This is a genomic window from Stackebrandtia soli (genome assembly GCF_965137155.1).
Lineage (GTDB): Bacteria > Actinomycetota > Actinomycetes > Mycobacteriales > Micromonosporaceae > Stackebrandtia > Stackebrandtia soli.
Genome location: NZ_CBCRZX010000044.1, coordinates 15607 through 28928, shown reverse-complemented (window position 1 = coordinate 28928; position 13322 = coordinate 15607). Strand labels below are relative to the sequence as shown.

Annotated in this window: 13 protein-coding genes; 7 read left to right on the top strand and 6 right to left on the bottom strand. The window is 67.6% G+C overall.

Annotated features, from left to right (window positions below; translation table 11 throughout):
* Nucleotides 1-82: 82 nt before the first annotated feature.
* The gene (locus tag ACM9NP_RS19725; protein WP_415648229.1) at nucleotides 83-286 is read right to left on the bottom strand and encodes a cold-shock protein; all 204 of its coding nucleotides are present in this window, start codon (nucleotides 284-286) and stop codon (nucleotides 83-85) included.
* A gap of 97 nt (nucleotides 287-383) precedes the next feature.
* Nucleotides 384-1742: an FG-GAP repeat domain-containing protein gene (locus ACM9NP_RS19720; protein WP_415648228.1), complete on the bottom strand. Its 1359-nt coding sequence runs from the start codon at nucleotides 1740-1742 to the stop codon at nucleotides 384-386.
* A gap of 340 nt (nucleotides 1743-2082) precedes the next feature.
* Here ACM9NP_RS19720 and ACM9NP_RS19715 point away from each other — a divergent pair, with 340 nt between their 5' ends.
* Both ACM9NP_RS19715 and ACM9NP_RS19710 read left to right on the top strand, forming a co-directional pair.
* Complete coding sequence (locus tag ACM9NP_RS19715) at nucleotides 2083-3729, top strand: FAD-binding dehydrogenase (protein WP_415648227.1); 1647 nt, start codon at nucleotides 2083-2085, stop codon at nucleotides 3727-3729.
* A 65-nt stretch (nucleotides 3730-3794) separates the two neighbouring features.
* Complete coding sequence (locus tag ACM9NP_RS19710; RefSeq protein ID WP_415648226.1) at nucleotides 3795-4430, top strand: DedA family protein; 636 nt, start codon at nucleotides 3795-3797, stop codon at nucleotides 4428-4430.
* A gap of 47 nt (nucleotides 4431-4477) precedes the next feature.
* On the opposite strand, the gene ACM9NP_RS19705 is transcribed toward ACM9NP_RS19710, so the two are convergent.
* On the bottom strand, nucleotides 4478-5014 hold the full coding sequence (locus tag ACM9NP_RS19705) for a DUF6609 family protein (RefSeq protein WP_415648225.1): 537 nt from the start codon (nucleotides 5012-5014) through the stop codon (nucleotides 4478-4480).
* Nucleotides 5015-5144: 130 nt separating this feature from the next.
* Complete coding sequence (locus tag ACM9NP_RS19700; RefSeq protein WP_415648224.1) at nucleotides 5145-5882, bottom strand: SDR family NAD(P)-dependent oxidoreductase; 738 nt, start codon at nucleotides 5880-5882, stop codon at nucleotides 5145-5147.
* A 119-nt stretch (nucleotides 5883-6001) separates the two neighbouring features.
* On the opposite strand from ACM9NP_RS19700, the gene ACM9NP_RS19695 reads away from it, so the two are divergent.
* Nucleotides 6002-6829 carry a helix-turn-helix transcriptional regulator gene (locus ACM9NP_RS19695; protein WP_415648223.1) on the top strand — a complete coding sequence of 276 codons (828 nt, stop codon included), beginning with the start codon at nucleotides 6002-6004 and terminating at the stop codon, nucleotides 6827-6829.
* Between the two features lie 262 nt (nucleotides 6830-7091).
* Here the strand turns inward: ACM9NP_RS19695 and ACM9NP_RS19690 are convergent, their stop codons facing one another.
* On the bottom strand, nucleotides 7092-9290 hold the full coding sequence (locus ACM9NP_RS19690) for a (Fe-S)-binding protein (protein WP_415648222.1): 2199 nt from the start codon (nucleotides 9288-9290) through the stop codon (nucleotides 7092-7094).
* A 199-nt stretch (nucleotides 9291-9489) separates the two neighbouring features.
* Nucleotides 9490-9657: a hypothetical protein gene (locus ACM9NP_RS19685; protein ID WP_415648221.1), complete on the bottom strand. Its 168-nt coding sequence runs from the start codon at nucleotides 9655-9657 to the stop codon at nucleotides 9490-9492.
* A 252-nt stretch (nucleotides 9658-9909) separates the two neighbouring features.
* On the opposite strand from ACM9NP_RS19685, the gene ACM9NP_RS19680 reads away from it, so the two are divergent.
* From ACM9NP_RS19680 to ACM9NP_RS19665, 4 genes are all read left to right on the top strand, one after another.
* Nucleotides 9910-10164: a hypothetical protein gene (locus tag ACM9NP_RS19680; RefSeq protein WP_415648220.1), complete on the top strand. Its 255-nt coding sequence runs from the start codon at nucleotides 9910-9912 to the stop codon at nucleotides 10162-10164.
* Between the two features lie 44 nt (nucleotides 10165-10208).
* Nucleotides 10209-10802 carry a TetR/AcrR family transcriptional regulator gene (locus ACM9NP_RS19675; RefSeq protein WP_415648219.1) on the top strand — a complete coding sequence of 198 codons (594 nt, stop codon included), beginning with the start codon at nucleotides 10209-10211 and terminating at the stop codon, nucleotides 10800-10802.
* A 144-nt stretch (nucleotides 10803-10946) separates the two neighbouring features.
* Nucleotides 10947-12278, top strand: coding sequence for an acetyl-CoA carboxylase biotin carboxylase subunit (locus tag ACM9NP_RS19670; RefSeq protein WP_415648218.1), 1332 nt, complete (start codon nucleotides 10947-10949; stop codon nucleotides 12276-12278).
* 5 nt (nucleotides 12279-12283) lie between these two features.
* Nucleotides 12284-13192 carry a hydroxymethylglutaryl-CoA lyase gene (locus ACM9NP_RS19665; RefSeq protein WP_415648244.1) on the top strand — a complete coding sequence of 303 codons (909 nt, stop codon included), beginning with the start codon at nucleotides 12284-12286 and terminating at the stop codon, nucleotides 13190-13192.
* Nucleotides 13193-13322 lie beyond the last annotated feature (130 nt).

The following is a 13322-nucleotide window of genomic DNA, read 5'->3' as shown; positions in this document are numbered from 1 at the left end:
CCCCCCCACCCACCCCAGCGCGAGCACGAAAGTGGCGCCGCGGCTGGAAACCACGGCGCCAGACCCGTCAGAGGTCACACCGTTAACGCACCCGAACGTTCTCGGCCTGCGGACCCCTGTCCCCCCTCGCAACGTCGTACTCGACTCGCTGGTTCTCCTCCAGCTGTCGGAAGCCGGTGGCGTTGATCGCCGAATAGTGGACGAATACGTCGCCACCCTCGTCATCCTGGGCGATGAAGCCGTATCCCTTATCGGCGTTGAACCACTTGACTATGCCAGTTGCCATTACCTAACCCCTGTGCCCTTGACTTGGCGAAAAGACGCTTCAGAGCCTACGGGCGGTCAGTGCGCGATGTGGAGGATTGGACAAACCATCCACAAAGTCATAGCGAGCCGCCGAGCAGGTACCTCCCATAGTCGACGCCCGTCTTGGCGTACGACGCGCCGTCCGGTGCGCCCGTCGCGTCGAGCGAGGCGACGAGGACCCAACCGGCGTCGATCGTGCCGTCGACATCCTCGCCGGGCGCGCCGACGAGAAGGCCGGGCCGATCCGCCGCGTTGAACGCCCACTGGATCCGCAGCGCCGCGCCGAGGCGGTCGCCCGGTTCGGGACTGCCGGGAACGTTCGGCGACAGCTGTGTGACGCCGAGCGAACCGGCGCAGTCGACACCGATCGCGTCGCAGTTCAGCACGACGATCCCACCGGCGGCGGCGTCCTCATAGATCGCCTCTCCCGGAGACCCGACGACGATCTCGGCGGCCGCGTCGCCGTCGAGATCGGCGGCCTCGACCTGGGCGCCCCATTCGTCGCCCTCCTCGCACACCCCGGGCACGCCTGCGGTCTCCTGGCTGATGAGTTGCGGGAACGAGTCGCTGTACATGACGACGACCCGGCCGCAGTTCTCGTTGTTGGGCCCGACCGATCCAGGCGCACCGATAATCAGATCACCGATGAGGTCGCCGTCCGCGTCGGCGATCGCGACATCCGCGCCGAACAGGGACAGCGCCCCGTCCATGTTCTCGGCGTAGTAGGTGACATGGCTCGGTTCCGATGAGGCGATGTCCTTGACGATGGTGACGGAGCCGCCGAGTTCACGGGCGGGCGTGCCGATGACGACCTCGGCAACCCCGTCGCCGTCGAGGTCGCCTACGGCCAGCGACGGTTGCCGATCCTCGGTCGGCGGCGGCGGTTCGACGTAGTAGCCCTTGTCGGTCCACTGCCCGTCCTCGTCATGGGTCAGAACGGTGCTGGTGCCGTCCTTACTCGATACGATCTCGCGGCCCGACGCGTCACTGATCTCGCCGATCGCGACGGCGCGGCCGGGCACGCCGAGTTCGACGTCGAAGTCCGGATCGAGCACGAGCCCCTCGGCGGAGCCGCGCCAGATCGAGACGGTCGGACCGGACCATTCCCATTCGCAGTCGGTGCACGCCGCGACGAGGTCGTGGTAGCCGTCCTCGTCGAGGTCCGCCGTGGCGAAGGAGTCGGCGAAACCGTCATAGCCGAACGAGGCGGGCGGTCGCAGATACTCGGTGGGCAGTTCGGTCGAGTAGTCGACCACGATCGTTCCGGACGCCGTCTGCAAGCCGTCGCGGGCACCGAGCGCGAGGTCGGTGACGCCGTCGCCATCGAAATCGGCGCCCATCTGGTCTGTCGCGGCGTGGGCCGGGGACGCCGCGATCAGGATCGGCGCCGCGATAGCGGCGATGGCGAATCCGATGATGTGACGTGGAATGGGCAAGTCTCCTCCTCGAAGTCTCGGTGTTGTGCAACTTGGGCGTGCGGATTGTTCGGGATGGATGGTGTCATGTGGAGCTTCCACGGTGGGCGTTTTCGGCGCTTTGTTCTGGACGATTTGGTGGTGATCGCCCTGTCGCTACCGCCGAGTAGCCGAGGTGGGATCGTCCAGATGGCTCTATTACGGGTGCTCGTGGGGGCACGGGCCATCGCTTTGGGCGGCGAGGACCCAGGTCAGAGTGTCGGACCGTGGCGGAATGGACGCGGGAACGTCCGCACATCGCCGTGGGTGATTGTGATAAACCTCCATACACGTGAATACGTCGGCGGTGAGAGGACGAACCATGGACGCAGACGTCATCGTCGTTGGCGCTGGTCTCGCGGGTTTGGTGGCGACCGCTGAGCTGGTCGACGCGGGCAAGAAGGTGGTCCTGCTGGATCAGGAGCCGGAGCAGTCGCTGGGTGGTCAGGCGTTCTGGTCCTTCGGCGGACTGTTTCTTGTGGATAGTCCGGAGCAGCGCCGGATGGGCATCCGCGACTCGCGGGAGCTCGCGTTGCAGGACTGGTTCGGCAGCGCCGGTTTCGATCGCCCCGAGGACGAGTGGCCGCGCCGGTGGGCGGAGGCGTACGTCGACTTCGCGGCGGGCGAGAAGCGCGCCTGGCTGCGCGAACGCGGCGTGCGGTTCTTCCCTGTCGTCGGGTGGGCGGAGCGCGGCGGGTATCTGGCCGACGGGCACGGCAACTCCGTACCGCGTTTCCACATCGTGTGGGGCACGGGTCCGGCGCTGGTCGACGCTTTCGAACGTCGGGTGCGCGAGGGGGTGGCCCGGGGGCTCGTCACCTTGGCGTTCCGGCATCGTGTCGACGAGCTGGTGACGTCGGACGGCGCGGTGACGGGTGTGCGCGGCGCGGTCCTGGCGGATTCGAACGTCGAGCGCGGTACCGCGAGCTCGCGGGACGTGGCGCGGGAGTTCGAGCTGTCGGCGTCCGCCGTCGTCATCACGTCGGGTGGCATCGGTGGGAATCTGGACCTGGTGCGGAAGAACTGGCCGTCGTCGTTGGGCACGGCTCCGAAGGCGATGCTGTCCGGCGTTCCCGCCCATGTGGACGGTCGAATGCTGGGGATCACCGAGGACGCGGGCGGCGCGATCATCAACCGCGACCGCATGTGGCATTACACCGAGGGCATCACGAACTGGAACCCCGTCTGGGCCAACCACGGCATCCGCATCCTGCCGGGACCGTCGTCCCTGTGGCTGGACGCGACGGGTCGGCGGCTGCCGGTCCCGCTGTTCCCCGGTTTCGACACGCTCGGGACGCTGCGGCACATCATGAGCACCGGGTACGAGTACACGTGGTTCATCCTGACGCAGAAGATCATCGAGAAGGAGTTCGCGCTTTCGGGGTCGGAACAGAACCCAGACCTGACGGGCAAGAGCGTCAAGCAGGTGCTCAAGCGGGCTCTGCCGGGCGCGCCGGGACCGGTCGAGGCGTTCAAGCGGCACGGCAGCGACTTCGTCGTCGCCGACACGATCGAGGAACTCGTCGACGGGATGAACGCGATCACGGACGAGCCGCTGCTGGACCGCGCCGAGATCTTGAAGACGGTGCGCGCGCGGGACCGGGAGATCCTCAACACGTTCACGAAGGATCTGCAGGTGACGGCGATCCGGGGCGCCCGCAACTACCGGGGCGACAAGCTGATCCGGGTGGCCACGCCGCACCGGCTGCTCGACCCGAAGGCGGGTCCGATGATCGCGGTCCGGCTGAACCTGTTGACGCGCAAGACCTTGGGTGGTCTCCACACCGATCTCGACGGCCGGGTGCTGCGCGAGGACGGGACTCCCCTGCCGGGTGCCTATGCGGCGGGTGAGGTCTCGGGCTTCGGTGGTGGCGGCGTCCACGGGTACCGGTCGTTGGAGGGCACGTTCCTCGGCGGGTGCATCTTCTCGGGTCGGTCGGCGGGACGGGGCGTCATCGCTGACCTGTGAGGTGGGCCGGTGTCGACGGCGTCGCGGTTTAAGGCCGGACGGCCGATCGGCGGTCGTCGGCGCGCGTGGCAGGCTGGGACGCCGCAGACCCGACCTTCGCGAAGGACACCGCCGTGTGGTTCGACCTTGATCCGATCCTCGCTTCGCCGTGGATCTACCTCGCCGTGATGGCGTTGATCATGGTCGACGTGTACCTCCCGATCACGCCGAGCGGGACGACGTTGATCGCGGCGAGCGTGTACGCGTACTCGGGTGAGACGTCGCTCGTCGTGTTGCTGTTGTGCGCGGCGACCGCTTCGACGCTCGGGGACGCGGTGGCGTTCCGGGTGGCGCGTCGCGGGTCGGGGGCGATCGGGCGCCTCGTGGCTCGACATCGCTTGGCGGAGCGCGCGGATGACCGGCTTCGGTCGACGTTGCGCCGGAATCTCGGGAGAACGATCGTCTTCGCCCGTTTCGTGCCCGCCGGTCGCATGATCGTGACGTTCACGTCCGGTACCGACGCGCAGGTCTCGCACGCCCGTTTTCAGCCGTGGTCGGCGTTGGCCGCCGTCTGCTGGGCTTCTTACACGGTCGGTTTGGGTTGTCTCAACGCGATGTTGTTCGACACGACCTGGGTCGCGGCGGTCACGGCGGTCGTGTCGGTCACCGTCATCGGCGCCGTACTCGCCCGGGCTCGTCCCGCCGCGTCCCTCTCCGCTTGACCGGTTCCGGCTCGTGCGCCGGAACCGGTGGGCGTTCGCGACACCGGTCAGAAGTAGGTCAACGCCGGGTAGGCGAGGAGCATGACGGCGCCGAAGCCCAGTTTGAGCAGCGCGTCGACGATGCCGAGCACACGCAGGGGGACGGCCTTGGCGTACCAGCCGATGGCGGCGTTGGCGGCGGTGACGACACCGAGGATCGCGATGAGCGGCCCGTGGGCGGCGCCCATCGTGATGAAGTGCAGCCCGACGACGAACAGGATCGCGAGGATCATGGTGCGTTCGTCGGCGTCCTTGTAACGACTCACGACGAGGTAGATGAGGCCCATCTCCAGGACGATCGAGCCGGCGAGGGCGGCGATGTGGATCCAGGACGGGGTTCCGAGCGACGGCAGCAGGGCCGATAGTCCACTTGCGATGATTCCGGCGGCGCCACCGCCGATCGCGAGCGGTACCCACCAGCGCGGCAGCAGCCAGCCGAGGAGGAAGCCCGCGCCGACGCACATGAGGAAGAGGCCGCCGCCTCGGATCAACGGGAAGGGGTGAGCGTCGGCGACGCTGGAGAGAAGGCTCAGGGAGGCGTTCACAGGGGGCCGTTCGTTCCGAGGGGCACGGTGACTGCAGTCTATTTGACATCATTAATGATGTCAAGATCGCTACCGTGATGTCGGATGCGGCGCCGGTGGGACGACTTGGCGCCGCCCCACCGGCGAGCCCTCACCAGGGCAGCACCGTGCCGGCGGCCAACGGGTCGTCCGTGCGGAACGTCCCCTGAGGAGCGTCGGCTCCGGCGAGCGCGAGTTCGACGGCGATTCCGGCCCCGTCGACGGCGCTGCGGGGACCGACGTGACCGTTCATGTCGGTGGCGCAGTAGCCGGGGCTGATCGCGTTGACCCGGATCGGGGTGTCCTGGAACTGCTTTGCGTAGGAGACGGTCAACAGGTTAAGCGCGGCCTTCGACGCGCCGTACGCCCCCGGCTGCATTGCCGTGTACAGACTCGTCGGGTCGGACATGTGCGTCGCGGAGCCGAGCTCGCTGGAGACGTTGACGATCCGCGCGGCGTCCGCGGCGCGAAGCAGCGGCGCGAGCGCGTTCGTCACCGTCACCACGCCGAAGACGTTCACCGCGAACACGTGCTCCATTGTCGATAGTCGAATGTCGGTGGTGTCCCCGTCGTCGGCGAAGACGCCCGCGTTGTTGACCAGGATGTCGAGCCTGCCGAACCGGCGGTCAACGTCTTCCGCGAGCGCGGCGGCGGTGTCGGGTCGAGTCACGTCCAGTTCGACGAACTCCGCCGAACCGCCCTCGGAGGTGATGGTCGCGGCGGCGGCGCGTCCCCTGTCGGCGTCGCGGGCTCCGACGAGGACGTGCGCGCCCTTCGCCGCGAGTCCACGAGCGATCTCGAAACCGATTCCCTTGTTGGCGCCGGTGACCAGCGCGATGGTGGTTGCCATACGGCCCATGGTGTTCGGGTTTCGCGGGAACGACCAGAGACCCCGCGAGACTGGTATCGGCGGTCCCTGGTTCGAGATCGCCGGCTCGGGCATCCTTGGAACCGACGAGAGGGGTCGGCGTGGACAGGGCACAGGTGGCGGATTTCCTGCGGAGCAGGCGCGGGAAGGTGACGCCTGACGACGTGGGGCTGCCCTCGACGGGTCGCCGCCGGACGCCGGGGCTGCGGCGTCAGGAGGTCGCGATCCTGGCGAACATGTCGATCGACTACTACATCCGGCTGGAACAGGCGCGCGGTCCACGTCCCTCCCGGCAGATCCTCAACGCCCTGGCGCGGGCGCTGCTGTTGACGATCGACGAACGTCGACACCTCTTCCACCTCGTCGGGGAGACGATCGGGCCGTGCAGCAAACCGAACCGGGACGTGCCGAGCGGCGTCCGGCACTTGCTCACGACCTTGGTCGACGTCCCCGCGTACGTCGTCGACGCGAAGTTCGACCTGCTCGCGTGCAACGCGGCGGCCGCGGCGTTGTCGGCCGACGATCCCGCGACGCGCACGGGCGTCAACATGATCCGTTCCCTGTTCACTTCCGACGGGGCCGAGGCGTTCCTGAACACCGAGGCCGGTGCCGCGTTCGCCCGATCGCAGGTCGCCGACCTGCGCGCGGCGGTCGCGCGATACCCGGACGACCCGTCGATCGCCGCGCTCGCGGCCGAGCTCGTCGCCGCGAGTCGCCCGTTCGCGACGTGGTGGGCAGAGCACGACGTCACGTCCCCGCGCACTATGCGGAGGACGCTGCGACACCCCGAGCACGGCACGATCGAAGTGGACTGTCAGGTGCTGCTCGTTCCCGAGCGGGATCAGCGGGTGATCCTCTACGTCGCGGAGCCCGGAACGCCGTCGGCGGCGGCGCTGCGGGAGATCGTGTCGGCGTCCGTTTCATCCTGAACGGACCTCGCCGGGGTCGCGGCCGATGCCGATCCGGGCTCCGGCGCGATGGCCGTCGGCTTCTTCGCGGCGACGATCGCGGTCCCAAGCGACGCCGCCCGCCCCGGCGAAACCGATGGTCGGGCGAGCCCGCATGGTCCGACCGGCGCGACGCCCGTTCGCCTCGCACGTGCCCGATCGCGCTGACGAACGCGGCTCGGATCGACCGAGAACGAATCGAGCCCTTCCGCCTATCGCGGAAGGGCTCGACCGTGTCGTGAAGTCAGGCGGGCGGGGTGCCCTTGACACTGCGAAGCAGGACCTGGGCGACGTCGATGACCTCGACGTCGTCGCCGGAGCCGAGCGCGTTCACGCCGTCGTTGATCATCGTCGAACAGAACGGGCAGCCGACGGCGACGGTCTTGGCGCCGGTGTCGATGGCTTCCTGGCTTCGGTTGACGTTGATGCGGTTGCCGAGCTTCTCCTCCATCCACATGCGGGCACCACCGGCGCCGCAGCAGAACGAGCGCTCCGCGTTGCGCGGCATTTCGGTGACGCCGTTGGCGGCGACGGTGCCGAGGACCTCGCGCGGCGGCGCGAAGACCCGGTTGTGTCGGCCGAGGTAGCACGGGTCGTGGTAGGTGAGAGTTCCATCCATCTTCGACACCGGGGTGAGCTTGTTCGACGCGACGAGGTCGGCGAGGAGCTGCGTATGATGGATGACCTCGTAATGTCCACCGAGCTGCCCGTACTCGTTGCCGAGGGTGTTGAGGCAGTGCGGGCAGGTCGCCACGATCTTCGTCGCACCGATGTCGTTCAGGGTCTCGACGTTCTGCTCGGCGAGCATCTGAAACAGGAACTCGTTGCCGGCGCGGCGGGCCGGGTCTCCCGTGCAGGTCTCGCCGTTGCCGAGGATCGCGAAGGTGACGCCCGCTTCGTTCAGCAGCGTCGCGACGGCTCGCGTCGTCTTCTTCGCCTTGTCGTCGAACGCGCCCGCGCAGCCGACCCAGAACAGGTACTCCCATTCGGTGCTGGCGTCCGCGACGCGCTGCACCTCGAAGTCGAGACCCTTCGTCCAGTCTTCGCGGGTGTTCGGGGCCGCGCCCCACGGGTTGCCCTTGTTCTCCAGGTTGCGCATCAGCGTCTGCGCCTCGGACGGGAACGCCGATTCGATCATCACCTGGTGGCGCCGCATGTCGACGATGTGGTCGACGTGCTCGATGTCCACAGGGCACTGTTCGACGCAGGCACCGCACATGGTGCACGACCACAGGACGTCCGGGTCGATGACGTCGCCGACGAGGCTCTTCTCCGCCTCCGCGAGCGCCACGGCGGGAACCCCGGCGAGCTGCTCGGGGGTGGCCTTCTCCTCGCCGAGCGCGTCCTTGCCGCCACCGGCCATGAGGTACGGGGCCTTCGCGTACAGGTGGTCGCGCAGGTCCATGACGAGGAGCTTCGGCGAGAGCGGCTTGTCGGTGTTCCACGCGGGACACTGCGACTGGCAACGCCCGCACTCGGTGCAGGTCGTGACGTCGAGCAAGCCCTTCCAGCTGAACTGCTCGATCTGTCCGACACCGAACGGGTCGGTCTCCGGGTCGGCCTTCTCGAAGTCGATGGGTTCGCCGCGCACCGTCGCGGGCTTGACGGCGCCCAAGGCGACCGCGCCGTCGGCGTTGCGCTTGAAGTAGATGTTGAAGAAGGCGGTGACCCGGTGCCAACCGATGCCCATCGTGATGTTGAGGGCGAGGATCAGGAAGAAGACCCAGGAGACACAGATCTTGAAGACGGCGACGATCGTGAGCGTCGTCAGCGCGGCGGACGCGGACAGACCACTGAGCGGTTGGGAGAGGAGGTGCGCGCCGGGCGTCAACCACAGTGGGGTGTCCAGTTCACCGGCGGTGATCTTCAGCGCCCGGATGAGGAGTCCACAGAGAAGGATGGCGAGGATCGTCGCCTCGATGTAGAAGGCCTGCCACTGCCGGGAACCCTCGAAACGGGAGCGGCTCTTCCGAGAACCGGCCTCGGAGCGGTCGCCCTTGACGCTGGCCGGGTCGACCGGGGTCCGCTTCGGCTGGTTGATCATGCGGATGACGAACAGCGTGACGATGGCGACCACGCCGACCAGGCTGACGATGTCGGAACCGAACAACCACACGGACCAGTGACCGAGCAACGGAAGCGAAGCGGTCGGATCGACCACCTCGAAGTACGCCTCGAGGAGGACCGGGAAGAGGCCGATGAAGGCGACGAACACGAACCAGTGCGCGGCGCCGACCAGCGTCCACTGGAGCATCCGGGTGTGACCGACCGTCTCCCTCAGCATCGTCAGGACCCGGGATTTCGGGTCCCCCGTGCGGGTCGGATCAGCGGCGCCGAGTTTGATCGTCGCGATCATCTTCAGTCCTGTTCGGACGAATAGCGTGATCGCGGTGATGGTTATGGCCGCCGCGACCAATGTCGCTGCGATCTGTACGGCACCCACGGCGCGCTCCTTCACCATCCAGCCGGCATTACTCACCAGTAGCTTAGCGGTCGGTCTGTCCGCAAGCCACCCTACGGGCCGGGGAGTAATGCGTGTCCGAAGGCTCGCTGTCGCCGTGCGTGGCGCGTGGTGGTCGGCGAACGTCGATGACGTCAACTTCACCGGGCGTCGACGTCATTCCATTTCGTCCACATTCGCGTCAGCGGCGAGCGCCCGCGTAGATCATCATCAGGTCCTGCGAGGTGCCGGGAACTCCGTCGTCGTAGCACTCCCTGCGCTGACGTCGCTTGCAATCCCGAATGATGTCGAGACTGGAACGGCTGGAGCCGGAGATGACTGCGCGGAATGTCTTAATGGCGTTCTTCATGACATCATGATGACATCATTTGATGCCATACGCAAGTCTGTGCGCCGTCAATCCGACGAAACACTGACGTAACTCGCGATCATTGAGCGATTTAGCTGCGGCTATGATCAAACATGTGATGTGGAACACAATTGACAGTCGTGGTCGTGCCTGGCGCGCGTGACGTCGATCCACCCCCACGACGGGGCGCGGGCCGTGGGGCCGTGTCTTGATCGACGGTGACGCGTTATCTGGGACGGAGGGTCTGAATCGATGCAGCGGACTAGCAAGCAACGCACCCGAATACACAGCGCCTACAGCCGGCAGCAGCCCCCGCCCATAGAAGCGCCGGAGGGTGTTCCGGAGGTGACCGCGTGGGAGCTCGCCGCCACGCAGTGGCGGCACCACCTGCCCGACGACCTGCTCGGGGTGGAATGCGTGGTCTGTCGCGCCTCTTGGCCGTGCGACGCGTGGGATATCGCCAATGACGTCATCAACGACTGTCGAGAGACCGCAGACGCGCCCTGAACGAGCGTTCGGCACCGTCGGTTGATTTCGCTACTGTTTACCGGGTGAACCCCAATCTCACCCGCCGAAGCAGGCGCGAGGAAATCCTGGAGCTGGCGGTCGAGCTGTTCGCCGCCCGCGGATATCACGGTGTGTCCATGGACGACATCGGCGCTCGTGCCCACATCACCGGCCCCGCCCTGTACCACCACTTCAAGGGCGGCAAGGAGGCGATGCTCGCCGAGGCTCTGACCCCGGTCAGCCAGCGTCTCCTCGACGGCGGACGGCAACGCGTCGCCGAGCACCCGGACGACCCCCGCGCCGCCGTGCACGCGCTCGTGAACTTCCACGTCGACTTCGCGTTGTCCTCGCCCGCCGTGATCGCCCTTCACCTTCACGAACTCGATCGCCTTCCGGAGGAGCCCCGCCGGGAGATCCGCCGACTGCAGCGCGCCTACGTCGAGGAATGGGTGACGGTGTTGCGCGCCATGCGTTCCGAGCTGTCCGCCGACGCGGCCCGGGTCCTCGCCCACGCCGTGTTCGGCCTGATGAACTCGACCCCGTTCCTCAATCGACAGTCCCCCTCCGAACGGAACGACGTCACCAGACTCCTGACCGACGCGGCCCTGGCCGCCCTCGACCCGCAGTACCGCCGCTAGGTAAATCCATACTGGACTTTTCGCGTGGCCGCCGACTCTCGGAGTCGGACACGGGGGCCGGATTCGGCGCGAAGTCCGTCGACACACCCGGATCCCGGCCGACATGAACTGAACGATCGTTCAGGTGGGGCTATGCTTCACGGTATGTTCGCTAGCCTCCTCATCGCCAACCGGGGCGAGATCGCCAGGCGCATCAACCGCTCCGCGCGAGCGGCCGGAATCCGCACGATCGCCATCCACTCCGCAGCCGACGCCGAACTGCCTCACGTCACCGAGGCCGACACCGCCGTCGAGCTCGGCGGCGGCGACCCCACCGCCGCGTACCTCGACATCGACGCCATCATCACCGCCGCCCGCGAGGCCGGAGCCGAAGCCATCCACCCCGGATACGGCTTCCTCTCCGAGAAGGCCGACTTCGCCCGCGCCGTCATTGACGCCGGGATCGCCTGGATCGGCCCCAGCCCCGAAGCGATCACCGCGATGGGCGACAAGATCAACGCCCGCAACCTCATGGCCGAACACGGTGTTCCCGTCGCACCGGGCGGCAGCGACCCCGTCGCCGACGCCGCGGCGGCGATCCTCGTCGCCGAGAGCGTCGGTTATCCGGTCATGGTGAAGGCAGCGGCAGGTGGCGGTGGCATGGGCATGGCCGTCGCCGCGAACCCCGAGGAACTCGCCGCGACCGCCGAACGCATCACCGGTTTCGCGACCCGCCTGTTCGGCAGCGGCGACCTTCTCATCGAGCGGTACTACCCACGCGTGCGCCACATCGAGGTGCAGATCCTCGGTCTCGCGTCCGGCGAGGTCCTCGCACTCGGCGAGCGCGAATGCTCGGTCCAACGTAGACATCAGAAGCTCGTCGAGGAGACGCCCTCCCCCGCCGTCGACGACGCGCTGCGCGCTCGGCTGCTCGAGGCGTCCCGCCGCGCCGGCCGCGCCGTCGGCTACGTCGGTGCCGGAACGGTCGAGTACCTGCTCGACGTCGACTCGGGCGAGTTCTTCTTCCTGGAGATGAACACACGCCTCCAGGTCGAGCACCCGATCACGGAGGCCGTTCTTGGGATCGACCTCGTCGCCGCTCAGCTGGCGATCGCCGCGGGCGATGATCCCGGTGTCGCCGAGGCCGCGCCGACGGGCCACGCGATCGAACTGCGGGTCAACGCCGAGGACCCGAAGCGCTTCCTGCCCGGCCCGGGCACGATCACGGAGTGGACCGAGCCGACCGGCGAGGGCATCCGCGTCGACGCGGGCTATGTCGACGGGAACACCGTGCCGCGCTTCTACGACTCGCTCATGGCGAAGGTGATCGTGCACGGCGCCAGTCGCGCCGAGGCGATCGCCGTCGCCCGGGAGGCCGTCAAGGGCTTCGTCATCACCGGACCGAAGTCCAACCTGGAGTTCCACGCCGAGCTGCTCGACAACGACGAGTTCGTCGGCGGCGACTATGACACGTCCATTGTGGGGAGAATGCGATGAGGAACCTGCCCGATTCGGTGTCGATTCGCGAGGTCGGACCTCGTGACGGCCTGCAAAGCGAGTCGCCCATCCCCACGGCGGACAAGATCCGACTCATCGACGCCCTCGGGCGCACGGGGCTTCGGCGCATCGAGGCCGTCAGCTTCGTCCATCCCCGCGCGATCCCGCAGATGGCCGACGCCGACGAGGTGTGGGCGGGGATGACCCGGGTCGACGGGATCGCCTACTCCGCGCTGGCACCGAACTCGCGCGGGGCGGCGCGCGCCCTCGACGCGGGCTTCGACATCGTCGAGGTCGTCGTCTCGGCGTCCGACACGCACAACAGGAAGAACGTCAACCGCTCCACCGCGGAATCGCTCGACGACATCACCGGCCTCATCACGACGCTGCACGACGGCGGCGCGACGGTCGAGGTCATCGTCGCGACGAGCTTCGGCTGTCCATATGAGGGCGACACCTCGGTCGAGCGGGTCGCCGGCATCATCGACCGGGTCGTCGGCGACGGCGCGGATCGGGTCGCGTTCGGCGACACCACCGGCATGGCCACCCCGCGACGGGTCGACGAACTCCTCACGCGCGTGCGCGGGGATCACCCGGACGTCCCGATGCTGCTGCACTTCCACAACACCCGCGGCACGGCCCTCGCGAACGTGATGACGGCCCTCGACCACGGGGTCACCGAGTTCGACTCCAGTGTGGGCGGTCTCGGCGGCTGCCCGTACGCGCCCGGCGCCAGCGGCAACCTCGCGACGGAGGAACTCGTCCACATGCTGCACGACTGCGGGATCGAGACGGGTGTCGACCTGGACGCGCTGATCGAGGTCGCCGAGCTCGCCGAGAAGCTGGTCGGCAGGACTCTCCCCAGTGGAGTCCTCCGGGCCGGACCGCGAACCCGCCTCACCGCGACCGACTGAGAAATTTCACCTCAGGCCGTAACCGCGACCACACGTTACGCGTTTTTCCCTGTGGTTGCCGTGAACAAGACGTGGAACGCGCACGCGCTCCTCCGTTCGTCACGGCATCCACAGGGTAGATCCAGCACCG